This is a genomic window from Anaerostipes amylophilus, assembly GCF_025567365.1.
Lineage (GTDB): Bacteria > Bacillota > Clostridia > Lachnospirales > Lachnospiraceae > Anaerostipes > Anaerostipes amylophilus.
Window position 1 is genome coordinate 267,719 of the sequence record NZ_JAOQJG010000002.1, and the last position, 22,880, is coordinate 290,598.

Below are 22,880 nucleotides of genomic sequence, written 5' to 3' on the forward strand. Positions count from 1 at the left end.
AAACATCTTAATTATCGGAGGTCCTTATAATGAATTATACACAGAATCAAAAGATTGAACAAGTCACAGAATCAACTTTAGTACTCGGAGTTGATATCGGAAGTTCTGAACACTATGTCAGAGCATTCGATTACCAGGGAAGAGAGCTGACAAGAAAAGTATTCAGATTTTCAACTGATATCAATGGGTTCAACAGCTTTTATGACTGGGTTACACAAATATGCATAAAGCATGGAAGTGCTGATGCAATATACCAGTATACGGATTTTGGAGAAACAATGATCCAGGGTTATGATCAGGCGAAAAATGAAATATGTTATGCGGGTGGGATCTATGATCAGAGTACAGGTCTATATTATCTGAATGCCAGATATTATAATCCAGAAGATGGAAGATTCCTAACAGAAGATACTTATCATGGAGAAAATGATAAACCTGATACGCAACATTTATACGTGTATTGCAGTGAATTATGTGGATCCTAGTGGGCATTATGCAGTGGCATTGTATACGTTAGTAAAGATAGTTGCCGGAGGAGTGGTATTTTATGTATCATATTCAACTTGGAAAAGACGAAGAATCAAGACACGATATGCAACAAGAATACTAAATGAAAAATACGGAAAAGGGAATTGGGGCAAAGGACCTGGATCAGAATATAGTCGTATAATAAAATATCATAGGAAATAAATTATGAGGAGGAAAAATAAAATGATAGTGTATGAACTGAGTTGGTGGTATTTAGATGAAGAGAGTGGAAAATCTGATGAACAGGTAATTGCAGTATATTCATCTGAACAATTAGCTCAAAAAGCAATAGAAAGATTTAAAATACAACCAAGATTTATAGGACATGAGGAAGACTTTTACATAAGTAAATATATAATAAATCATGAGGAGTGGAAAGATGGTTATTTTTGCAGTGACGATTTGAAAGGAGATATGTAATAAATATGTATGTTTATAAGTTAATATACGAAAAGCAAAACAAAGGAATAGGATCTATGAATATAGGATATTATAGTAGTTATAAAAAAGCAAGGAAAGTAAAAAAGAAATATCAAGCAATAGTTCCAGGATTTAAAGATCATTCGCATGGGTTTAAAATAAAAAAAATAGAAGTAAATAGAGATAATTATTATTTTATGTAAATAGAAAGGACTTAAGTTCCCTGAGACCTTACGAAGTCACTGATTAGCGAATATCGTTATACAGAATATACTTATGATCAAAGAGGAAGGCTCACAGCATTTGCAGAGATCAGTCAGAATGCCCAGCCAACGGCAGATGATATCAAAGCCCATCAGATCCGGTATACTTATAATGAGGATGGAAATCTCAGTAAGGTATCCTATCCGACCACCAAAGATGGACTCCAGTCATTATCTTATATTTATGATGAAAACGGATGGCTGCAGGAGATCAAAGGAGAACTGTATTCCAAGAATCAGACAACAGAGAAAGTCCTCAGAAGTTATACCTATGATGCGTACGGAAAAGTTAAAGAGATCAAGGATTACAGGAATCTGTTAAAGAATGGTGATCAGGCAGTTCAAAAAGTTTATATCTATGACAGTTTTGACCGTGTTAAAGAGATGATCTACACTGATCTAGAGACAGAAAAAGTGATGGAAATCAAAACTCACAGAACTTGATTGGAACAGAAGGAAATATCCTTGCAACTGAGAGATTCAAAGGGGATGATACGCAATATTATCTGTATAATAAAGATATTCAGGGAAGTACAACTAGCCTAGTGAAAGAAGATGGAAGTGCAGATGCAACCTATCAGTATACGGATTATGGAGAGACAATTATTCATGGAGATGATCAGGCGAAAAATGAAGTGTGTTATACTGGTGGAATCTATGATCAGAGTACGGGATTGTATTATCTGAATGCACGGTATTATAATCCAGTGAATTATGAGGATCCTAGTGGGCATTTTTTAGTAAGTACAGCAGTTTTAGTAGGTGTCGGAGTAGGAGGAATTGTTGGTGCAATAGCTGGTTCATATAAAGGTAAATTAGTTGCTAAAAGATTAGGATATAAAGGGAAAAAAGAAATTTATTTATAGCAACATAGGGAATTAAAGGAGCTGTAGTAGGAGCCATTATAGGAGCATTTGCAGGTTATGGTATCGGTGTTGCTATGGGAGCGTCATCAAGTAGTGGATTAGCGGAAAAAGGAGTCAATAGTGCAATAAGAAGAGTAGCTTCTGATCAAAATAAAGTAAGGCACATTATGCAGAGTAAACATGAGTGGACAAAAGTAACAAAAAAGAATCAGTGGAAGTATGTAAAACCAATTGTAAAAAAGGAAATGAAAAGTGGAAAAATGGAAGCTATAGGAAAAACTAAAGGAAAAGAAATTGTATATAAATTTGTATACAATTATAAAGAGAAAATTATCGAAGGTACATGTATAGCTAAGAAAGGAGTTGTAAAATTAAGTGATGCATGGGTTAAAACAATTGGTTTATGATAATCAGCCATTTTTTTCTTTAAATCAAACTGGAAAAACGAATCGAGAGTTATATATTTTGTGGAAACAAAATAAGAGAGATGATATTTTCTTACTTTTATATACACAGCTTTGGATGGCATTAGAAGAAGTTTATATGGAGAATGTTATAGATTATTATAAGAAAGATTGTTATGAAAAAAAACTTTTTTTTGAATTAGTAGAATATCAAAAAAGGTTTTTTAAAAAAAATATCAAAATACAATTACTTACAGGTTATTTTTATGCAACCACGGAATATTTATTTTTCTTAAATAAGGAAAATGATATTTATAACATAGTTGATGAAGGAAAAAATATAATAAAAAAACTATATGATAATAATCAAGAAAAATTAGAAGTGTATATTTTTTATATTTGCATTTTACAAGGAAAGAGAAAAAATGGATAAAAAAAAGAAAATGGTATTTACGAGAAATTAAAAAACTATTTCCAAGTAATTCGGAAATAGATCAATATTTTCGGGAAATATTTTTACTGTAAGTAATGTTAAAGACTTTGTAACAATGATAGTATGTAATATACAATTACAAAATAAAAAAGATTCTTTTATTAAAGCAACCATTGACGACAAAGGGAATATATATGTTGCGACTGGAATGTTAGGTGTCGTTCAGAAATTTAACAAGAATGGCGACTTTATTAAGAGTATCTTAATTAAGGATGATATTGATATGATTAAGAATGAAAGAGATGGAATTCATGTATATGCAGGCAAGTTTGATTATACGGATTATCATATAACAGAGAAAAAAATAATAGAAAAAGAAATAAGTGAAACAGATTTAGATCATATAAAATCGGTACCCAATGAATTGGTGATTGGTAATTTCTGGATTTTCAAAGGTAAAATTACAATTCAAAAGCAGCAAAATTGTAGTGATAACAGGAGGAGACGAAATTGGAAGTTAATGTAGAAATTGTATTAAGTTATAATGATGAAGAAACAGATTGGAAAATAAAAAAAAATTATCTCTAGATTTTTATACAGATTAAAGAAATACAGAACAGGAAATCGATTTGCTGGAGAATATACATATAAGATTAATCAAGATTCAGAACTATATAAACAAATAATTGAATTTTATAAATCAAATAGGAAAGATGTAGAATTTATCTGCTTAGGTTATGATGTAGAAGTTTTAGATGAAGAGTTTGAAAAGGCAAAAGCATTCGTTTTATGTTTTCCAGAATATTACTGTGAAGAATACGAAGATATTGAAAATGAATATAGTGAATGTGAAAGTTGTCATAGTAAAGAAAAAACAAATAGCTTATTTTATGCACAATCGAAAGGCTATATAAAAAAACATGAGAATGATTATGGGTTTGCAGGATTGGATGGAACAGGAGAGTTGTTGTTATTACCAAAACTGGTGGAGAAATTAAAAGAATCAGGAGTAGATAAAAAATATTTTCAGCCGATTATAAGCAAAAGTAAAAAGATATTAGGATATACTTTTATTACTGATAATATATTACCACAGAAAAGTTATATTGATGAAAATTATAAATTTGAAAATCAATGTGAAAAATGTGAAAGAATAAATATGACAGAAAATGAAAACATTTTCTATTTCATACCGAAAAGAATAACAGAAGAAGGAATAAAAAATTTAAAGGATGTAAATAAGACATATGAATTTTACGATGAGTATAGGGAAATTATAATAAGTAAAAAGGTTGCACAAATTATAAAAGAAAATGTTCCATATGTAAAATTTTACCCTGTTATTTTAGATAACAGAAATTAAAAACAAATCAACTATTCAGGAACCACCCCACGATTCTCAACGATCGTAGAAAACACGATCATCGTACTAGTTTTCCCAAAGTGCTGCAATTTCCCAATAAATTCATCCAGTTCCATCGTACTAGGAAAAGCAACCTTCAGCAGCACAGAATAATTTCCAGTTACACAATCACATTCCAGTACATTTGGATGAGCTCGAAGAAAAGGATAAACTTCGGGTTTTTGTGCAGGGCTGATCTCAAGACTGATATATGCTTTAATATGATAACCAAGTTGGATCGGGTCAACAGAAGCATGAAATCCAGTCAGAATTCCTTCCGCTTCCAACCGCTTAATTATTTAAAGTAAATCAAGACTTTCATTAAAAAAAGAAAAGCTGAAACACAAAATTTGAACTTTAAATTTGGAAAGACAGGATTAAGGTTTACGAACATTGCATACTGTGTTAAGCTTCAACACATAAAATCTTGAAACAAGACGACAGCATCGTAATGGTCAAAAAAGCAGCAGCGATCACGAATGAAAAGTCTGGAAAACTTGACCAGCAAATCGCTTAGACGATCATTCAGGCATGTGATGAGATTCTGGATGGAAATTTAAGAGATCAGTTTATCGTGGATGCGATCCAAGGAGGGGCTGGAACTTCTGCCAATATGAATGCAAACGAAGTGATTGCCAATCGTGCGATAGAAATCCTTGGTGGAACCAAAGGAGATTACAGCATTGTACATCATGGGAAGAACACAGCTTCAGGATGCCGTTCCAATGAGACTAGGACAAAGTTTTGGAGCATTTGCACATGTTTTAAAAAAGGATATTAAGAGACTAAAAAATGTTATGGATGAGATGAAAGTCTTAAACATCGGAGCAACAGCCAATGGAACAGCGATCAATGTAGCCCCTTACTATCTTGCAAACATTTCTTATGAATTAAGCAAAGTTGCAGGAATTTCATTAAAACAGGCAGATGATCTGATCGATGCCACACAGAACTTAGATGGATTTGTCAGTGTATCCGGGGTGTTAAAAACATGTGCCGTTGATATTTCCAAGATATCCAATGACCTGAGATTAATGTCATTTGGCCCAAGAACTGGTTTATCAGAAATCAATCTTCCAGCAAGACAGAATGGTTCATCCATCATGCCAGGAAAGATCAACCCAGTGATTCCAGAAGTTGTATCACAGGTTGTATACCTGATCATTGGACATGACTATACGATCACGATGGCAGCCGAAGCCGGACAGTGCGAAAAATATATTGAAAAAAGTGTTGGAATCTCAACAGCGTTATGTCCATATATCGGATATGCAAAGTCTGCTGAGATTGCAAAGAAATCACTAAAAACAGGAATTTCTGTAAAAGAGCTGGTATTAGAAGAAGGTCTGTTAAATGAAGAAGAATTAAAAGAGATCTTAAAACCAGAGAAAATGACACAGCTTATGAGAGAAAAAGTGATGAAAGCAGTATCATAAATACAATTAGAATACAAAAAAGAATGAAAAGTAAGAAGAGGCTTTGGAGAAATTCAGAGCTTCTTTTATTGCAATATCCTCTCGCACAAGATATAATACATAAATAGAACATAAGTACGATTGGAGAATGGAAAGAATGATAATAATTCTATGCTTAGACAACAACAACGGTATGATGTTTAATGATCGAAGGCAGAGTCAGGATCGAGGCTTGCGAGAGTATATTGCGGAGATGACCAAAGGGGAGAAGGTCTATATGAATGCATATACAGAGAAGTTGTATGAAGAGATCAACGATCCGATTGTTTGTGAAGATTGCTTACACAAGGCAGGAAAAGGGGAGACTTGTATTGTAGAGAATCTTCCATTAAAACCAGTGATAGATCAGATTGAAGAGATCGTGATCTTCCGTTGGAATAAAGTCTATCCGTCCGATCAGGTACTGGATGTGAATCTTGAGGAATGGAAACTTGCAGAAGAAGAACAGATCGAAGGTTCCACTCACGAGATTACAAAACAGATCTATCTTCCAAAACAATAAGCTAGATCAGAAAAGAATATAACAAGAGGAGAAACAGTTGATGATGAGAGTAACAAAGAAATTATATGCTCTGCTGATCGCAGGAATGATGGCGGTATCACTGGCAGGATGCCAGAGTACAGGCAATAGCAGTAATGACGAAAGCACACAGAACGAACAAAGCAGCAAAGGAAGTACAAATTCTTCCACCAAATCTGTATCATCTGACAATATTCCGGATTTTTCAGGGAATATGACGGTTGCTGTTGACAATAATAATCCAGATTTTACATCCAAAGATCTGACAACAAAATCCTACGAGTCTTACAGCAGACTTGACTCTGAAGGAAGATGTCAGGTGGCGGAAGCGTGTGTTGGAAAAGATATCATGCCAAAAGGAAAACGCGGAACAATCGGTATGGTAAAACCAACCGGATGGCATACAGCAAAATACAATAACGTTGATGGGAAATATCTATATAACCGTTGTCATTTGATCGCTTACCAGCTGACCGGTGAGAATGCCAATAACAAGAACCTGATCACAGGAACAAGATCTTTTAACGTGGATGGAATGTTACCATATGAAGAGATGGTCGGTGACTATGTCCGTGAGACAGGAAACCATGTATTATACAGAGTCACACCAGTCTTTGACGGAGATGATCTGGTAGCCAAAGGGGTACAGATGGAAGCGATGTCTGTGGAAGATAAGGGAGAAGATATCAAGTTTAATGTCTTTGTATATAACGTACAGGATGGAGTGAAGATTGATTATGAAACAGGAGACAGTGAAGCAGACAGCAGCGTAGAGGTGACAACAGAGAATTCCAAAGCAAGCCAGAAATATCATACAGATCAGAATTCTTCCAATAACAGCAACAGTTCAGACAGCAGTAACAATTCAAACAGCAAAAGTTACAGAAGCAATAAAAATACAACAGCAGCGAAAACAAATACGAAAACAAGTACTTCACAGGAAATTCGAGGAAACAGCAGATCAAAAGTTTATCATTGTCCGGGACAAAGAGACTATGACCGTATGGGAACATCAAAATATTTAGTGACATTTAAGAGTGAAAAGGAAGCACAGGCAGCAGGTTATCGTAAGGCACAAAGATAAAAAAGTTAACGATCCATAAAGACAGACAGGAGGAATCTTATGAGTTTAAATGCAACACCAAGAGGAGACAGGATTCACATCGCATTATTCGGAAAACGAAACGCCGGAAAGTCCAGTGTCATCAATGCAATGACTAATCAGGAGCTAGCGATCGTATCCGATGTCAAAGGAACAACAACAGATCCTGTATACAAGGCAATGGAGCTTCTTCCATTAGGACCGGTTGTTATGATCGATACACCGGGGCTTGATGACGAAGGAGAATTAGGAGCAAAGCGTGTTAAGAAAGCAAAAGAAGTATTGGCAAAAGCTGATATAGCACTCGTGATCATGGATGCGACCGCAGGCATGACAGAGTTTGAAGAAGATATGATATGTCTGATCGAAGAAAAGAAGATTCCTTATCTTAAAGTCTACAATAAGATGGATCTTACTGATGCAAAAGAATGGGAAGAAGACAAAGCATGTTTCGTCAGTGCCAAGGATAAAAAAGGTATCTGGGAGTTGAAAGAAGAGATTGGGAAACTGATTCCAACCGATGATGATACATTAAAGATCGTAGGAGATTTAGTTTGTCCAAATGATTTTGTGATCTTAGTCGTACCGATTGACAGTGCAGCACCAAAAGGCAGACTGATCCTGCCACAGCAGCAGACGATCCGTGATCTTTTGGAAGCGGGTGCAGCATCGATCGTTGTGAAAGAGACAGAATTAGAAAAGACATTAGAAGAAATCGGCAAGAAACCAGCCTTAGTGATCACAGATTCCCAGGCATTTGGAAAGGTTTCAAAGATCGTTCCAGAAGATATTAAACTAACTTCATTTTCAATCCTGTTTGCAAGATACAAAGGAGATCTGGAAGAGGAAGTCAGAGGAGTCAAAGCTTTAGAACATCTAGAAGACGGAGCAAAGATTCTGATCGCAGAAGGATGTACTCATCACAGGCAGTGTGATGATATCGGAACGGTGAAAATCCCAAGATGGCTGAAACAGTATACAGGCAAGACGTTTGATATTCATACAAGCAGTGGAAATTCATTTCCAGATGATCTTGATACTTATGATCTGGTTATTCACTGTGGAGGATGCACATTAAATAGAAGAGAGATGAAGAACCGTATCGCAAGAGTCAAAGATGCAGGGGTTCCAATCGTCAATTATGGAATCTTTATTGCAGCAACACAGGGAATTCTAAAGAGAACTTTAGAACCATTTGAAGAAGCAAGCAGGATCTTAAATGAGATTTAGGATAGACTATTTCAAAAAATCAGCATAAATTAACAAAAATCAGCAAGACTGCTTCTTTACAAAGAAAGATAAGTTTTGTAGAATAGAAAGATAGAATTAAAAACCAATGGGAGGAAATCATGAGCAAAGTAAGAACAAGATTTGCACCAAGCCCTACAGGGCGTATGCATGTAGGTAACTTAAGAACAGCCCTTTATGCATATCTGATCGCACGTCATGCAGGCGGAGATTTTATTTTAAGAATTGAAGATACAGACCAGGAAAGACAGGTAGAAGGAGCAGAACAGATCATCTACAATACTCTTAAGAAAGCTGGGATGAATCACGATGAAGGGCCAGATGTTGGTGGAGACGTTGGACCATATGTTCAGAGTGAAAGACAGGCTCAGGGACTGTATTTAAAATATGCGAAAGAGTTGATCGATAAAGGAGAAGCATATTATTGTTTCTGCGATCAGGAAAGATTAGACACACTGAAAGTAAAATCAGGAGATGTTGTGATCAGTCATTATGACAAGCACTGCTTAAACTTATCCAAAGAAGAAGTTCAGGCAAAATTAGATGCAGGAGTACCATATGTAATCCGTCAGAATAACCCAACAGAAGGAACAACATCTTTCGTAGATGAGATTTACGGAGAGATCACAGTAGATAATATCGAATTAGATGATATGATTCTGATCAAATCCGATGGATATCCAACATACAACTTTGCAAACGTTGTTGATGACCATTTAATGGGAATCACACATGTTGTTCGTGGTAACGAATACTTATCTTCTACACCAAAATACAATCGTTTATACGATGCATTTGGATGGGAGAAACCAGTATACATTCACTGTCCACTGATCACAGACGAAGAACATCACAAATTAAGTAAGAGAAAAGGACATTCTTCCTTCGAAGATCTGATCGAACAGGGATTCCTACCAGAGACGATCGTAAACTTCGTTGCATTACTTGGATGGAGTCCAGGAGGAGAACAGGAAATCTTCTCATTAAAAGAATTAGAAGAGATCTTTGATTACAAACATATGTCTAAGACACCAGCAGTCTTTGACATGAATAAGATCAAATGGATGAATGGTGAATATATCAAAGCTATGGATTTTGATCGTTTCAAAGAACTGGCTATGCCATATGTAACAGAGACGATCCACAGAGAGATGGATTTTGATAAGATTCTTTCAATGGTTAAGACAAGAATTGAATTATTTACAGAGATTCCGGGACATATTGATTTCTTTGAAGCAGTTCCAGAATATGATGTAGAAATGTATAAACATAAGAAGATGAAGACAACACCAGAGACTTCATTAACAGTATTAAAAGAAATCTATCCAGTGATCGAAGCACAGGAAGACTTTACAAATGATGCGTTATATGAGATGTTAGTATCCTTTGCAAAAGGACATGAGTATAAGAATGGTTATGTAATGTGGCCAGTTCGTACAGCAGTATCCGGAAAGCAGATGACACCGGGTGGAGCGACAGAATTAATGGAACTTCTTGGCAAAGAGGAATCTTTAAAGAGAATCAATGATGCAATTGTAAAACTGGAGGCAGCACTTGCGTAATCATTTAAGTGAGGCACAGAAAGAAGCTGTGATGCATAAGGATGGACCAATGATGGTACTTGCAGGACCAGGATCAGGAAAGACCCTTGTGATCACAAAGAGAATTCAATATTTGATATCGCATTATCAGATTCTGCCGCAGCGGATTTTGGTCATTACATTTACCAGAGCTGCTGCGAATGAGATGAAGGAGCGATTTTGGCGGCTGGCAGGGGAAACCCTGCCGGTTTCTTTTGGAACATTTCATTCTGTATTTTTTACGATTTTAAAATATGCTTATCATTATAGTGCAGATAATATTCTGCCTGAACATAAGAAATATGATTTTATCCGTGAGATCATTACAGACCATGAACTAGACATAGAAGATGAGGCAGATTTTATGCGTTCGGTCATTCAGGAGATCAGTCTGGTAAAAGGACAGATGATACCGCTTGATTATTATCATAGTGGATGTTGTGGAGATGAAGTGTTTAAAGAGATTTTCCATGCATATGAGGAGAAACTTCATCAGAATCGATGGATTGATTTTGATGATATTTTGGTGTATACATACGAATTATTAAAAGAACGGGAAGATATCAGGAAGGCGTGGCAGCAGAAGTTTCCATATATTTTGATTGATGAGTTTCAGGATATTAATAAGATTCAGTATGAGATTGTGAAGATGCTGTCCGGAGAAAATCAGAATCTGTTTATTGTAGGTGATGATGATCAGTCAATTTATAAGTTTCGTGGTGCAAGACCAGAACTTATGTTGAACTTTCCGAAGGATTTTAAGAATACGAAACAAGTAATATTAAATCGCAATTATCGTTGTGGAAAGCAGATCGTACAGACGGCAGAAGATATTATTTCTTATAATACAAAGCGTTTTGAAAAGAAAATGGAAGCACAGCCAAACAGTGAAGCCAAGGTTGAGATTCGAACATTTAAAGATCATTATGAGGAAAATAAGCATATTGTATACACAATTAGGGAAGAGATGGCAAAGAAAACACCATTATCCCAGATTGCGATTCTTTATCGCACCAATCAGGGACCGAGACAGTTGATCGGGGCTTTGATGGCATATAATATTCCGTTTTATATGCAGGATGCAGTGCCGAATCTTTTTGATCATTGGATTTCCAAGAATATTATTGACTACATGAAACTTGCCAGAGGAGACATGAGAAGAAGTACATTTTTAAGAGTGATGAATCGACCAAAACGTTATATCAGCCGTGAGTATCTGACGGATTCAGAAGTTTCTTTTGATGATCTGCTTGAGAAAGTTAAGGATAAGCCATGGCTGTATGAATATGTTGAAGATTTTAAGGAAGATCTTCGTATCATGAAGAATATGACTCCATTAATGGCAATTAATTATATCAGAAAGTCTGTTGGTTATAATGCATACATTTCGGAATATGCAAGATTTCGAAAGATTCAGGAAGAAGAATTCACACATGTACTCGAAGAACTTCAGGAAAGTGCCAAAGGATATGACACATATGAAGAGTGGTTTGATCATATCAGAGAATATACAGAGGAATTGAATCGTCAGTCAAAAGAAAACGAAGAGTCGAAAGAAGGTGTGGTTGTAAGCACTATGCACAGCACAAAAGGACTGGAATTTGAACGAGTATTTCTTCCAGATGTCAATGAAGATGTGATTCCACATAAGAAATCAATGAAAGAGGAAGATGTTGAAGAAGAACGCAGGCTTTTTTATGTTGGTGTGACAAGGGCAAAGAAATATTTACATATTTTATCAGTAAAAAAGCTATATAATAAAGACAGCAGGCCATCAAGATTCCTTGTGGAACTTGAAAAACGGCAGGAAGAAAGGAGTGCAGAAGATGGAAAATAGACCAATACCAAGAGCTGGTGAGTTTTATATGCACTTTAAAGGAAAACTTTATCAGATCATTACAGTTGCATCACACACGGAGACAGAAGAAGAGTTGGTGATCTATCAAGCGTTGTATGGGACATATAAAACCTATGCAAGACCACTAGAAATGTTTTTAAGTGAAGTGGATCATAAAAAATATCCAAAGGCAGAACAAAAATATCGTTTTAGAAAAGTTGAACTTTGTGAAAATGCAGGAGATCATGTAGGTGTAAAAATAGCAGCTGAACAAAAAGCAGATGCCAAACCAGCATATGAGGAAACATCAGAAAATGTTCAGAAAATTACACAGGAAGAGGAAGAAGCACAAGAAAATAATATTGAACCATTGCTTAAGTTTCTTGATGCATCAGATCTTAATGAACGCCTTAATATTCTGGTTCAGTATAAAGACCAGATCACAGAGACAATGCTTGAATCTATGGGAATGGCAATGGACTGTGTGTTAACTGGAAAGACATTGGAAGAACAGTATTACGAACTTGATAAAGTGATCAGAACAAAACTTCAATATGAGAAAAAGCCCCGCATTTAATGTGCAGGACTTTTTAAATTTAATAAGCATCCGAAGTTTTGCTAAAAGAAATAGATAGTTATTAGTTAATTATTCTTCATCTTCAAGAATTTCATCTAAGACAGCAGTAACTGTTTCGTATTCTTCATCAGTTTCAATGTTATCAAGACTGAAAGTATCAGGATCTTCAGAATCTTCGTTATAACGATATAAAAGTAAAGCACTTTCTTCATCTTCGCTTTCTAGATCTTCAATGGAAACTAGTGCGATATATTCTTGATCATTTAATTCTTCTACAGAGAATAAAGCAATGACAGCACAGTCTTGTTCAGTTCCATCTTCTAATTCTAAATGGAGTACAGGAGTTTCTTCTTCGATAATATTATCTTGTTCGTTAAATTCGCTCATTTTGCTACCTCTTTTCTTAGTCTTTTGTTTCACTATACTAAAGGAAGAAGAAAAAAGCAAGGAAAGGATAAAAAAAGATCACTTTGTCTAAGAATTGACAAGAAAAAACAGGTGTGATACGATACGAAATAATGGAGGTAACACAATGGAAGAATACAAATTTTTGCTGGATATTGCGATTATTCTGGCAATGACCAAGGCATTCAGCCTGGTATCAAAGAAGTTTAACATGCCGCCAGTTGTTGGAGCGTTGATCGCGGGAATCATTTTAGGGCCAGTTGTCCTTAATATAGTGGATCCTTCAGATTCGATTTTAAATTTGGCTGAAGTAGGAGTTGTAGTACTGATGTTTCAGGCTGGACTTGAAACCGACATAGATGAATTGAAGAAAAGTGGAATACCTGCTTTTGTTATTGCGTTATGTGGGGTATTAGTTCCGCTTGTAATGGGTGCAGCATTATCGTTAGCATATGGAAGAAATATGTTAGAGTCAATTTTTATCGGAGTGATCTTAACAGCAACTTCTGTAAGTATTACGGTAGAAGCACTGCAGGATATGGGACATTTGAAAGGAAGAGTCGGGACAGCAATCCTTGGAGCTGCGATTATTGATGATATTCTCGGAATCGTCTTATTATCAATAATGACAAGTCTTGGAGGAGCATTAGGATTTCATATTCAGGCAATCCTTATGGTTTTGGTAAAGATGGCAGCATTTTTTGCAATTTCAATTATTGGAGGAATCGGAATCAAGAAGTTTTTCCAATGGTTGTCTACTTATAAGAACCCTGAGATTGAACGACATAGAAGAAGAGTTCCTGTTTTTGCATTAGCGTTTTGTCTGGCTCTTGCATTTTTTGCAGAGTTATTTGGAATCGCAGATATTACAGGAGCATATCTTGCTGGAATCATTCTTTGCAGACTTCCAGAGAGATTTTATATTTACAATAAGATTGAAGTTTTATCTTATATGATGATCACACCAATATTTTTTGCGAGTATTGGATTGAATGTTGATATTCATGGAATGACACAGACATTGATCGTATTTACGATTATTTTATGTGTGATCGCAGTGATCTCAAAGATTGCAGGATGTGGTCTTGGGGCCTTGCTTTGTAAATATGGAAAGCGTGAATCTGTACAGATTGGGGCAGGAATGGTATGTCGTGGTGAAGTTGCACTGATCGTTGCACAGAAAGGAATTTCTGTAGGATTGCTTTCAGAAGTTTTCTTTGCACCAGTTGTTATCATGGTACTTGTGACGACCTTGTTATCACCGATCATATTAAAAATGCTTTTTACAAAATAAAGAATATTACGACACAGATAAAACAATAGAAAAGAGGCTTTAAGATGATAGACACAGTAGTATCTGTAAAACTTCCGATCGGAGAGATGTTAAGGATCAAGAGAAATCGTTTGATGCCAGATCATGTGACGGGGGAAGAAAAGAGAATCTGTCTGGTATCAGGAATTTATGGGGATGAGCTTGGAGGTCAGTATATCTGTGGAGAGATCATACGAAGGATCAAAGCAGAATTTCACAATCTTACGGGAATCGTAGATGTTTATCCAGCGGTCAATCCATTAGGACTGGATGCCAGAACAAGAGCAGTACCTATTTCTGATATCGATTATAGCAGTGCATTTCCGGGAGATATCAATGGAGGACTGGAAGATTATACAGCAGCAAAACTGCTTGAAGATATCAAAGGGGCATCTTGCTGTATAGACATTCATTCTAGTAATATCTTTTTGCAGGAAGTTCCTCAAGTACGTTTGAATGATGACTATGATGAGATGCTGCTTCATTTAGCAAAGTATATGAATACAGATCTGGTATGGATCCATCCTTCACAGACAGTCAATGAAGGAAGTCTTGCATATGCATTAAATCAAATGGGAATTCCGACAATGGTAACAGAATCAGGATCAGCATTCCGTATCCGTTACGAATATTGCCGTCAGATCATTGATGGAATTTTTTCTGTGATGGCAGAACTTGGTATTTGGAAAGGCAAGACAAATGGTAAGAATGATGTACCATTTATCAATGAAGATAAGATCTGTTATTTAAACTGTGAATTCAGTGGATTGTTTGTTTCATACAAACGATTAAAGGATCGAGTAAAAAAAGGTGAGATCATAGGAATTATACAGAATCCATTAATGGGAGCGACAGAAGAAGAAGTGATCGCTCCAGTAGATGGAATATTAATGACATTAAGAGAACATCCAAGTGTAGCAGAAGGCTCTCTGGTTGCCAGAGTGATCGGAGGCGGGAATTTATGAAGAAAGAAGTTATATATTCCTCAGGCAATTATTTAAGAGGAGAATTTACGATAGAAGGATATCGTTTTGGAAAGCAAAGCGAGGAATCAGAACAAGCAGCATGTATTGTAGGTGCTATGCGTGGAAATGAATACCAACAATTATATATATGTTCACAGCTTGTCAAACGCCTAAAAGAATTGGAAAACAGCGGTGCGATCGTTGGAGATAATCAGATTCTTGTCATTCCATGTGTCAATAACTTTTCAATGAATGTTGGAATGAAGTACTGGGTATCTGATAACAGTGATATTAACCGACAGTTTCCTGGTAATTTTGATGGGGAACCGACAAGCAGACTTGCAGCACATTTATTTGAGAAGGTCAAAGGATTCCGCTACGGAATTCATTTTGCATCATTTTTTCGATGTGGTGATTTTGTACCGCATGTAAGAATGCCAGCAACAGGAAAAGAAAGTACAAGTCTGGCAAGTTTATTTGGTCTGCCATATGTATTAACAAGCAAACCAAGAAATTTTGATAAAACGACTTTAACTTATAACTGGCAGATCAATGGAACGGATGCATTTTCGTTATATTCCGGAGAAACGGACAATATCGATGTGAATCTGGCCAAACAGGCAGTATCTGCTGTACTTCGATTCTTGACTCGAATGGGTATTTTAAAATATAATTGCCATAACGGGTATATTGCGAGTATGATAGAAGAAGAGGATCTTGTATCAGTTAAAGCAAGTGCTCCAGGATTTTTAAGACGTTTTGCAGCGATCAATGAGGAAGTCAACAGAGGTCAGTTGCTAGGAGAAGTTTTGAATCCATACAATGGAGAAATCTTATCAGAGATTCGTTCAACGGCAGACGGAATTATATTCTTTGCCGAGAATCAGCCAACGATTTTGGAAAATGCATCTGCATTTCAGGTGATTAAGAAACTACATGAATAAATGGGAGGAAATCATGGGAGAAGTTAGAAGAGTCTATGTTGAAAAGAAAAAAGACTACGCAGTAAAAGCAAAAGAACTGCATGCAGCATTGAAGCAGTATCTTGGACTGGATGTCGAATCCGTTCGTGTCCTTGTCCGCTATGACATCGAAAATCTGTCCGATGTAAGTTATGAAAAAGCACTGGTTACAGTATTTAGTGAACCACCAGTTGACGACGTGTATGAAGAGACATTACCACTTGCCGATGGAGAAGTATCTTTCAGCGTTGAATTTCTGCCAGGACAGTTTGATCAGAGAGCAGATTCCGCACAGCAATGTGTGAAACTGTTAGACGAAGATGAAGATGCCCTGATCAAAAGTGCAACAACTTATGTTGTGAAAGGTGACTTAACTGACGAACAGTTAGAAGCAGTCAAAGAGTATTGCATCAACCCAGTTGACTCAAGAGAGGCATCTGCAGAGAAACCAGAGACATTAGTAATGGATTTTGAAGAACCTGCAGATGTTAAGATTCTTGATGGATTTAAAGATATGGAAGAGGATAAATTTAAAGAATTATATGATTCTTTAAATCTGGCAATGACATTCAAAGATTTCCTTCATATCCAGAATTATTATAAGGGAGAAGAGAATAGAGATCCTTCTATGACAGAGATCCGTGTACTGGATACTTACTGGTCTGATCATTGTCGTCATACAACATTCTCTACGGAACTTACAAATATTGGATTCCAGGATGGATTTTACCGTGCACCATTAGAAGAAGCATATTATTCTTACATGGATGACTTTGAAGAGATGTACAAAGATCGCGATGATAAATATGTTTGTCTGATGGATATGGCATTAATGGCTATGAAACGTCTTAAGAAAGACGGAGTTCTTGATAACATGGAAGAAAGCGATGAGATCAATGCCTGCAGTATCGTAGTGCCAGTAGAGATTGATGGCAAAGAAGAAGAATGGCTGATCAGTTTCAAGAATGAAACACATAACCATCCAACAGAGATCGAACCATTTGGTGGAGCTGCAACATGTCTTGGTGGAGCGATCCGTGATCCATTATCAGGACGTTCTTATGTATATCAGGCAATGCGTGTAACAGGAGCTGCTGATCCAACTGTTCCATTAAAAGATACACTAAAAGGTAAATTACCACAGTACAAGATCGTAAATGAAGCTGCAAATGGATACAGCTCTTACGGAAACCAGATCGGTCTTGCAACAGGATATGTCAATGAAGTATATCATCCAGATTATGTTGCAAAACGTATGGAAATCGGTGCCGTTATGGGTGCAGCACCTAGAAAGAACGTTATCAGAGAGAATTCTGATCCAGGAGATATCATTATCTTATTAGGTGGTAGAACAGGACGTGATGGTTGTGGAGGAGCAACAGGATCATCTAAAGTTCATACTGAAGAATCTATCGAAACATGTGGAGCTGAAGTTCAGAAAGGTAATCCACCAACAGAACGTAAGATCCAGAGATTATTCAGAAGAGAAGAAGTCAGCCGTCTGATCAAGAAATGTAATGACTTTGGTGCAGGTGGAGTTTCCGTAGCGATCGGAGAACTTGCAGATGGTCTGATCGTAGATCTTGATAAAGTACCTAAGAAATATGCCGGACTTGATGGAACAGAGCTTGCGATTTCTGAATCTCAGGAACGTATGGCAGTTGTTGTAGATCCAAAAGACGTAGAACAGTTCCTTGCATACTCAGCAGAAGAAAACTTAGAGGCAGTTGAAGTTGCAGTTGTAACAGAAGATCCAAGACTGATCCTTAAATGGAGAGGAAAAGAGATCGTTAATATCTCAAGAGCTTTCCTTGATACAAACGGAGCACATCAGGAAACAGAAGTATTTGTAGAGATTCCTCACCGTGTAGAATCTTACTTTAATCGTAAGGATGAGACAGGAACATTCGAAGAAGTATGTAAGAATACATTATCTGACCTTAATGTATGTTCACAGAAAGGTCTGGTAGAGAGATTTGATAGTTCTATTGGAGCAGCAACAGTGACAATGCCATACGGTGGAAAATATCAGTTAACACCAATTCAGACAATGATTGCAAAACTTCCAGTTCTTAAGGGAAAATGTGATACTGTTACAATGATGAGTTATGGATTTGATCCATATCTGTCTAAATGGAGTCCATTCCATGGAGCAGTTTATGCGATCACAGAATCTATTGCTAAGATTGTAGCTTCTGGTGGAGACTATAGAAATATTCGCCTGACATTCCAGGAATACTTCAAACGTCTTGGAGAAGACAAGACTCGCTGGGGACAGCCAGTTGCAGCATTACTTGGTGCATATCAGGCACAGATGGGATTCGGACTTGCATCCATTGGTGGAAAAGACAGTATGTCTGGAACATTTAATGATATCGATGTACCACCAACACTTGTATCATTTGCAGTGGATGTAGCGAAGACAACAGATATTATCACACCAGAACTTAAGAAAGCAGGAAACAGACTGGTTCGTATTTGTATCCCAACAGATGCATACAATCTGCCAATCTATTCTGAAGTGAAGAAAGTATATAAACGCATCACAAAACTGATCAAAGATGGAGCAATCAAATCTGCTTATGCGATCGGTGGAGGCGGAGCTTTAGAGGCAGTCGCTAAGATGGCATTTGGTAATAAATTAGGTGTTATCTTTGATGAAGAAATAGAATTAAAAGACTTAACAGATCCTAAGTTTGGATCATTTGTTGTTGAGATGAATACAAGAGACATTCATAAACTAGGAATTCCTGGTCTTCTGATCGGTGAGATCACAGAGAAACATGAATTTGTATTCGGTGATGAAGTGGTTACATTAGAAGAAGCAATTGATACATGGCAGAAACCATTAGAGAAAGTATTTCCAACAAAATCTGAAGGAAGTCAGAATATCGTTGATACAACAAGACATTACATAAAAGGAAATATTTACGTATGTAAGAACAAGGTTGCAAAACCAAACGTATTTATTCCAGTATTCCCAGGAACAAACTGTGAATATGATTCAGCCAAAGCATTTGAACGTGCTGGAGCAAATGTTATTACAAAAGTATTTAAGAACCTTGATGCACAGGGAATCCGTGATTCAGTAGAAGTGTTTGAAAAAGCGATCAATGAATCACAGATCATCATGTTCCCAGGTGGATTCAGTGCTGGTGATGAACCAGATGGTTCTGCAAAATTCTTTGCAACAGCATTTAGAAATGAAAAATTAAAAGAAGCAGTTATGGATTTATTAGATAATCGTGACGGACTTGTACTTGGTATTTGTAACGGATTCCAGGCTCTGATCAAATTAGGTCTTGTACCAGAAGGTAAGATCGTAGAACAGAATGCTAAATCTCCAACTCTTACTACAAACCGTATCGGACGTCATGTATCTAAAGTTGCTTATACAAGAATTGCATCTAATTTGTCACCATGGTTTAACAATGTGAATGTAGATGATGTCTTTAGCATTCCGGTATCCCATGGAGAAGGACGTTTCGTAGCAGACGAAGATGTGATCCAGGAACTGTTTAAAAATGGACAGGTAGCAACACAGTATGTTGATTTAAATGGAGATCCTACAATGAACGAGGAATTTAATCCAAATGGTTCTTACCATGCGATTGAAGGTATCACAAGTCCAGATGGACGAGTTCTTGGTAAGATGGGACATTCAGAACGTCGTGACAGTTATGTTGGAATCAATATCTATGGACAGAAAGATCAAAAGATCTTCGAATCTGGAGTAGAATATTTCAAATAGAATATAAGATACGAAGAAATCCTGCATTCCAATGGAGTGCAGGATTTCTTATTTCATAGGAAATTTCGATGAAATCCCCTAAAAACAGCCAGCAAATATATATTTGCTGGCTGTTTATAAATCTAGTTTTGTGAGATATGATTAGAATTTTCTTTTGGAATGATATGGATGGTTTCCATACGGTTCTTATCAACGGATACAACTTTGAAAGTAAAGTGTTCATCTTCTGCAATTTCGCCCTCAGAAGGCAAATGATCAAGTAATTCGATAATATATCCACCGAGTGAATCATAATCCTCAGAATCAAGGTTTACGTGAAGCAGATCATCAAGATCATCAAGCTTCAATGAAGCAGATACCATATAGGATCCATCGGGTAATTCTTTAAATGTATCTTCTTCAGATTCATCGTATTCATCACGTAGTTCTCCGAATATTTCTTCTACAATATCTTCAAGTGTGATCAGTCCGGCAGTTACGCCATATTCATCTAAAACAATAGAGAAACTTACGGATTTCTCTCTCATCTGTGCAAGCAGACTTGAAACTTTCTGTGTTTCATAAGTAAAGAATGGTTTTCTTAATACATCCCTTAAATGGAAAATCTCGCCTCTGTGCTGGCTACGGTAGAAGTATACATCTTTGAAATAAACAATACCAACAACATGATCTTTACTTCCTTCATAAACAGGAAGTCTTGAGTAACCAGCTTCACGGAAGATTTCAAGGACTTCTTCATAAGAAGCATCGACGGATACAAAAGTTACATCAATACGAGGGATCATAATATCCTTAGCAAGGGATTCCTTAAAATCAAAAACATTATTTAACATATCTTTTTCAGCTTCTTCAATAACACCATCTTCATGACTGACATCAACGATCGTACGAAGTTCGCGTTCCGTCATAATACGTTTGGACTGTTTGGAATCAATATGGAAGATCATAAGAATTCCTGTGGAAAGCTTGTTGATAAGATAAACAATTGGTGTCAATAGCTTTGTGACAAGATAAATACTGGATGCATAGCTTAAAGCAATTTTTGTATTATTGATCGTTGCATAAGTCTTTGGAGTAATTTCACCAAAGATCAGAACAAGAATCGTGATCACGGCTGTTGCAATTCCGGCTCCCATACTTCCAAAGATACGAATTGCGATCGTAGTTGTTAAGGAAGTCAGGGAAATATTTACTAAGTTATTTCCAACCAGAATACTAGAAAGCATCTGACTAGGATTCTCGATTAGTTTTAAGACTAATGCAGCCTTTTTATTTCCATCCTCTGCCATAGCACGCATGCTGTGGGGATTTACCGTTGTTAATGCAGTTTCCGCCGATGAAAAATAAGCGGAAAGCGAAAGTAAAACTATAATTTCGACAATCTGTAATATTGTACTGGGGTCCAATTATTATTCCTCCTAAAAATTAATATAATAATCATCTGCTTTTTAATACAGTTCTTTTCATTGTACGCAACAAATGGCTTCATGTCAAGTTAGTGGTTGCCAACCATGGAAAAATATGGTATACCTATTTTTAGGAGGAATGGTCGTATGAAGTACTACTATGATTATCGTTTTCCAATCGGGAATCTGACGATTGAGGAAGACGGACATGGAATTTGTGGGATTTATTTTGGAATAAAGAAGTTAGAAGGCGAGAAGAAGAATACAGAGTTGATCAGAGAAGCAGCCCTTCAGCTGTCACAATATTTTGATGGACGCAGAAAGAAATTTGATCTGAAACTTTCTTATTATGGAACGGAATTTCAGATAAAGGTATGGAAGGCATTGCAAGAGATTCCATATGGAACAACCTGTACATACAAAGATATTGCAGAACGTGTAGGAATTCCAAAGGGATGCCGTGCTGTAGGTATGGCAAATAATAAAAATCCAATCGTGATCGTAGTTCCATGTCACAGAGTGATTGGAATGAATGGTTCTCTGACAGGATATGCAGGCGGACTTGATGTGAAAGAATATTTATTGGAACTTGAGAAACGTAATCAAAAAGTAAAGGAAAGATATTGACAAAGATTCTCAATTGAGATATGATACATAGGCATATTTTGCCGGAGGCACATCCGGTATTGATCTTATATATTTCCGTGAGGGAGTAGTTAGCAGAGAATCTGTGACAGTATCAACACAATGATGGACAACATCTGGTGCTGTCTTAATTAACGAGACTCATAGACGATAAGCCTTAATTTATGGCAGGTTTTTCGTCTGTGAGTCTTTTTTTCGATATGGAGGACAATTTTATGGATTTGCTTACAATATTAACACTGGCTGTTGGATTGTCGATGGATGCATTTGCTGTTTCAATCTGCAAAGGCCTGGCAATGCGAGAAAAAGTTTTGGGAAAAGGGGTCATTATTGGCTTATGGTTTGGAGGCTTTCAGGCATTGATGCCAATCATTGGATTTTTTCTTGGAACACAATTTAAAGATCAGATCACATCAATTGATCACTGGATTGCATTTATCCTTCTTGGACTGATTGGAATTAATATGGTGAAAGAATCATTGTCAGATGAAGAAGAGAATGCAGATGCATCCATTGAAATAAAAGAAATGTTTATGCTTGCAGTGGCAACAAGTATAGATGCACTTGCAGTAGGAATTACATTTGCGTTTTTAAATGTGCATATTGTATCCGCAGCATCTATGATCGGAGTCTGTACATTTTTGATTTCATTTGCAGGAGTAAAGATTGGAAATATTTTTGGAACAAAATATAAATCAAAGGCAGAGCTTGCAGGTGGCATAATACTGATACTTTTGGGATTTAAGATTCTTCTTGAACACCTTCATATTCTCTAAAAT

General features: G+C 36.5%; 22 protein-coding genes and 2 pseudogenes. 21 read left to right on the forward strand and 3 right to left on the reverse strand.

Translation table 11 applies throughout. The annotated features are described in order from the left end of the window. The first annotated feature begins 29 nt into the window (after positions 1-29). The 8 genes from OCV53_RS03790 (at position 30) to OCV53_RS03825 (ending at position 4,277) form a co-directional block, all read left to right on the forward strand. A complete protein-coding gene (locus OCV53_RS03790; protein WP_070097214.1) occupies positions 30-485 on the forward strand; it encodes an RHS repeat-associated core domain-containing protein in 456 nt (151 codons plus the stop codon). A gap of 226 nt (positions 486-711) precedes the next feature. Further along, positions 712-948 (forward strand): DUF7336 domain-containing protein, encoded by a 237-nt coding sequence (locus tag OCV53_RS03795; protein ID WP_055196627.1) that lies wholly within the window; start codon positions 712-714, stop codon positions 946-948. 5 nt (positions 949-953) lie between these two features. Then, positions 954-1,151 (forward strand): hypothetical protein, encoded by a 198-nt coding sequence (locus OCV53_RS03800; RefSeq protein WP_055196628.1) that lies wholly within the window; start codon positions 954-956, stop codon positions 1,149-1,151. A gap of 500 nt (positions 1,152-1,651) precedes the next feature. Further along, positions 1,652-2,077 (forward strand): RHS repeat-associated core domain-containing protein, encoded by a 426-nt coding sequence (locus OCV53_RS03805; protein ID WP_055196629.1) that lies wholly within the window; start codon positions 1,652-1,654, stop codon positions 2,075-2,077. Positions 2,078-2,151: 74 nt separating this feature from the next. Continuing rightward, entirely contained in the window at positions 2,152-2,484 is a 333-nt protein-coding gene (locus OCV53_RS03810; protein WP_055196630.1) for a polymorphic toxin type 35 domain-containing protein, read from the forward strand. Next, positions 2,453-2,914 (forward strand): hypothetical protein, encoded by a 462-nt coding sequence (locus OCV53_RS03815; protein WP_331485864.1) that lies wholly within the window; start codon positions 2,453-2,455, stop codon positions 2,912-2,914. The genes OCV53_RS03810 and OCV53_RS03815 overlap by 32 nt, the downstream gene beginning before the upstream one ends. 115 nt (positions 2,915-3,029) lie before the next feature. After that, a complete protein-coding gene (locus OCV53_RS03820; protein ID WP_242852107.1) occupies positions 3,030-3,440 on the forward strand; it encodes a hypothetical protein in 411 nt (136 codons plus the stop codon). A gap of 420 nt (positions 3,441-3,860) precedes the next feature. Then, positions 3,861-4,277 (forward strand): hypothetical protein, encoded by a 417-nt coding sequence (locus tag OCV53_RS03825; RefSeq protein WP_242852108.1) that lies wholly within the window; start codon positions 3,861-3,863, stop codon positions 4,275-4,277. 11 nt (positions 4,278-4,288) lie between these two features. Here the strand turns inward: OCV53_RS03825 and OCV53_RS03830 are convergent. Continuing rightward, positions 4,289-4,612 (reverse strand): annotated as a pseudogene (locus tag OCV53_RS03830) (Lrp/AsnC family transcriptional regulator); the annotation flags it as partial. Between the two features lie 143 nt (positions 4,613-4,755). Here OCV53_RS03830 and OCV53_RS03835 point away from each other — a divergent pair. The 7 genes and pseudogenes from OCV53_RS03835 to OCV53_RS03865 form a co-directional block, all read left to right on the forward strand. Continuing rightward, positions 4,756-5,752 (forward strand): annotated as a pseudogene (locus tag OCV53_RS03835) (lyase family protein); the annotation flags it as partial. A gap of 136 nt (positions 5,753-5,888) precedes the next feature. After that, positions 5,889-6,293 carry a hypothetical protein gene (locus tag OCV53_RS03840; protein ID WP_022375381.1) on the forward strand — a complete coding sequence of 135 codons (405 nt, stop codon included), beginning with the start codon at positions 5,889-5,891 and terminating at the stop codon, positions 6,291-6,293. Between the two features lie 40 nt (positions 6,294-6,333). Further along, positions 6,334-7,395 carry a DNA/RNA non-specific endonuclease gene (locus OCV53_RS03845; RefSeq protein WP_022375380.1) on the forward strand — a complete coding sequence of 354 codons (1,062 nt, stop codon included), beginning with the start codon at positions 6,334-6,336 and terminating at the stop codon, positions 7,393-7,395. A gap of 39 nt (positions 7,396-7,434) precedes the next feature. Continuing rightward, positions 7,435-8,643 (forward strand): [FeFe] hydrogenase H-cluster maturation GTPase HydF, encoded by a 1,209-nt coding sequence (gene hydF / locus OCV53_RS03850; protein WP_022375379.1) that lies wholly within the window; start codon positions 7,435-7,437, stop codon positions 8,641-8,643. A gap of 119 nt (positions 8,644-8,762) precedes the next feature. Then, entirely contained in the window at positions 8,763-10,223 is a 1,461-nt protein-coding gene (gltX, locus tag OCV53_RS03855; RefSeq protein WP_022375378.1) for a glutamate--tRNA ligase, read from the forward strand. Continuing rightward, positions 10,216-12,078 carry an ATP-dependent helicase gene (locus OCV53_RS03860; RefSeq protein WP_081019935.1) on the forward strand — a complete coding sequence of 621 codons (1,863 nt, stop codon included), beginning with the start codon at positions 10,216-10,218 and terminating at the stop codon, positions 12,076-12,078. Before gltX ends, OCV53_RS03860 begins: the two co-directional genes overlap by 8 nt. Beyond that, a complete protein-coding gene (locus OCV53_RS03865) occupies positions 12,068-12,655 on the forward strand; it encodes a DUF1653 domain-containing protein (RefSeq protein ID WP_055196635.1) in 588 nt (195 codons plus the stop codon). Before OCV53_RS03860 ends, OCV53_RS03865 begins: the two co-directional genes overlap by 11 nt. Before the next feature lie 69 nt (positions 12,656-12,724). On the opposite strand, the gene OCV53_RS03870 is transcribed toward OCV53_RS03865, so the two are convergent. Beyond that, positions 12,725-13,042, reverse strand: a complete 318-nt coding sequence (locus OCV53_RS03870) for a DUF1292 domain-containing protein (RefSeq protein WP_055196636.1) — start codon at positions 13,040-13,042, stop codon at positions 12,725-12,727. 145 nt (positions 13,043-13,187) lie between these two features. Between OCV53_RS03870 and OCV53_RS03875 the strand changes: the two genes are divergently transcribed. The 4 genes from OCV53_RS03875 to OCV53_RS03890 are packed head-to-tail and all read left to right on the forward strand — an operon-like array spanning position 13,188 to position 20,050. Further along, positions 13,188-14,354, forward strand: a complete 1,167-nt coding sequence (locus OCV53_RS03875) for a cation:proton antiporter (RefSeq protein WP_055196637.1) — start codon at positions 13,188-13,190, stop codon at positions 14,352-14,354. 44 nt (positions 14,355-14,398) lie between these two features. Then, positions 14,399-15,337 carry a M14 family metallopeptidase gene (locus OCV53_RS03880; protein WP_055196638.1) on the forward strand — a complete coding sequence of 313 codons (939 nt, stop codon included), beginning with the start codon at positions 14,399-14,401 and terminating at the stop codon, positions 15,335-15,337. Continuing rightward, entirely contained in the window at positions 15,334-16,281 is a 948-nt protein-coding gene (locus tag OCV53_RS03885) for a M14 family metallopeptidase (protein ID WP_022375372.1), read from the forward strand. Before OCV53_RS03880 ends, OCV53_RS03885 begins: the two co-directional genes overlap by 4 nt. 13 nt (positions 16,282-16,294) lie before the next feature. Then, complete coding sequence (locus OCV53_RS03890; RefSeq protein WP_055196639.1) at positions 16,295-20,050, forward strand: phosphoribosylformylglycinamidine synthase; 3,756 nt, start codon at positions 16,295-16,297, stop codon at positions 20,048-20,050. A 122-nt stretch (positions 20,051-20,172) separates the two neighbouring features. Here the strand turns inward: OCV53_RS03890 and OCV53_RS03895 are convergent, their stop codons facing one another. After that, on the reverse strand, positions 20,173-21,456 hold the full coding sequence (locus OCV53_RS03895) for an HlyC/CorC family transporter (RefSeq protein WP_022374238.1): 1,284 nt from the start codon (positions 21,454-21,456) through the stop codon (positions 20,173-20,175). Positions 21,457-21,603: 147 nt separating this feature from the next. Here OCV53_RS03895 and OCV53_RS03900 point away from each other — a divergent pair, with 147 nt between their 5' ends. Beyond that, positions 21,604-22,083: a methylated-DNA--[protein]-cysteine S-methyltransferase gene (locus tag OCV53_RS03900; RefSeq protein WP_022374237.1), complete on the forward strand. Its 480-nt coding sequence runs from the start codon at positions 21,604-21,606 to the stop codon at positions 22,081-22,083. A 233-nt stretch (positions 22,084-22,316) separates the two neighbouring features. Next, on the forward strand, positions 22,317-22,877 hold the full coding sequence (locus tag OCV53_RS03905) for a manganese efflux pump MntP (RefSeq protein ID WP_055196640.1): 561 nt from the start codon (positions 22,317-22,319) through the stop codon (positions 22,875-22,877). The last annotated feature ends 3 nt before the right edge of the window (positions 22,878-22,880 follow it).

Excerpts from the sequence above, each read along its gene's own strand:
- OCV53_RS03790 (WP_070097214.1), top strand. The coding sequence starts at position 30 with ATGAATTATACACAGAATCAAAAGATTGAACAAGTCACAGAATCAACT.
- OCV53_RS03795 (WP_055196627.1), top strand. The coding sequence starts at position 712 with ATGATAGTGTATGAACTGAGTTGGTGGTATTTAGATGAAGAGAGTGGA.
- OCV53_RS03800 (WP_055196628.1), top strand. The coding sequence starts at position 954 with ATGTATGTTTATAAGTTAATATACGAAAAGCAAAACAAAGGAATAGGA.
- OCV53_RS03810 (WP_055196630.1), top strand. The coding sequence starts at position 2,152 with ATGGGAGCGTCATCAAGTAGTGGATTAGCGGAAAAAGGAGTCAATAGT.
- OCV53_RS03820 (WP_242852107.1), top strand. The coding sequence starts at position 3,030 with ATGATAGTATGTAATATACAATTACAAAATAAAAAAGATTCTTTTATT.
- OCV53_RS03840 (WP_022375381.1), top strand. The coding sequence starts at position 5,889 with ATGATAATAATTCTATGCTTAGACAACAACAACGGTATGATGTTTAAT.
- OCV53_RS03845 (WP_022375380.1), top strand. The coding sequence starts at position 6,334 with ATGATGAGAGTAACAAAGAAATTATATGCTCTGCTGATCGCAGGAATG.
- hydF (WP_022375379.1), top strand. The coding sequence starts at position 7,435 with ATGAGTTTAAATGCAACACCAAGAGGAGACAGGATTCACATCGCATTA.
- gltX (WP_022375378.1), top strand. The coding sequence starts at position 8,763 with ATGAGCAAAGTAAGAACAAGATTTGCACCAAGCCCTACAGGGCGTATG.
- OCV53_RS03865 (WP_055196635.1), top strand. The coding sequence starts at position 12,068 with ATGGAAAATAGACCAATACCAAGAGCTGGTGAGTTTTATATGCACTTT.
- OCV53_RS03870 (WP_055196636.1), bottom strand. The coding sequence starts at position 13,042 with ATGAGCGAATTTAACGAACAAGATAATATTATCGAAGAAGAAACTCCT.
- OCV53_RS03875 (WP_055196637.1), top strand. The coding sequence starts at position 13,188 with ATGGAAGAATACAAATTTTTGCTGGATATTGCGATTATTCTGGCAATG.
- OCV53_RS03880 (WP_055196638.1), top strand. The coding sequence starts at position 14,399 with ATGATAGACACAGTAGTATCTGTAAAACTTCCGATCGGAGAGATGTTA.
- OCV53_RS03885 (WP_022375372.1), top strand. The coding sequence starts at position 15,334 with ATGAAGAAAGAAGTTATATATTCCTCAGGCAATTATTTAAGAGGAGAA.
- OCV53_RS03890 (WP_055196639.1), top strand. The coding sequence starts at position 16,295 with ATGGGAGAAGTTAGAAGAGTCTATGTTGAAAAGAAAAAAGACTACGCA.
- OCV53_RS03900 (WP_022374237.1), top strand. The coding sequence starts at position 21,604 with ATGAAGTACTACTATGATTATCGTTTTCCAATCGGGAATCTGACGATT.
- OCV53_RS03905 (WP_055196640.1), top strand. The coding sequence starts at position 22,317 with ATGGATTTGCTTACAATATTAACACTGGCTGTTGGATTGTCGATGGAT.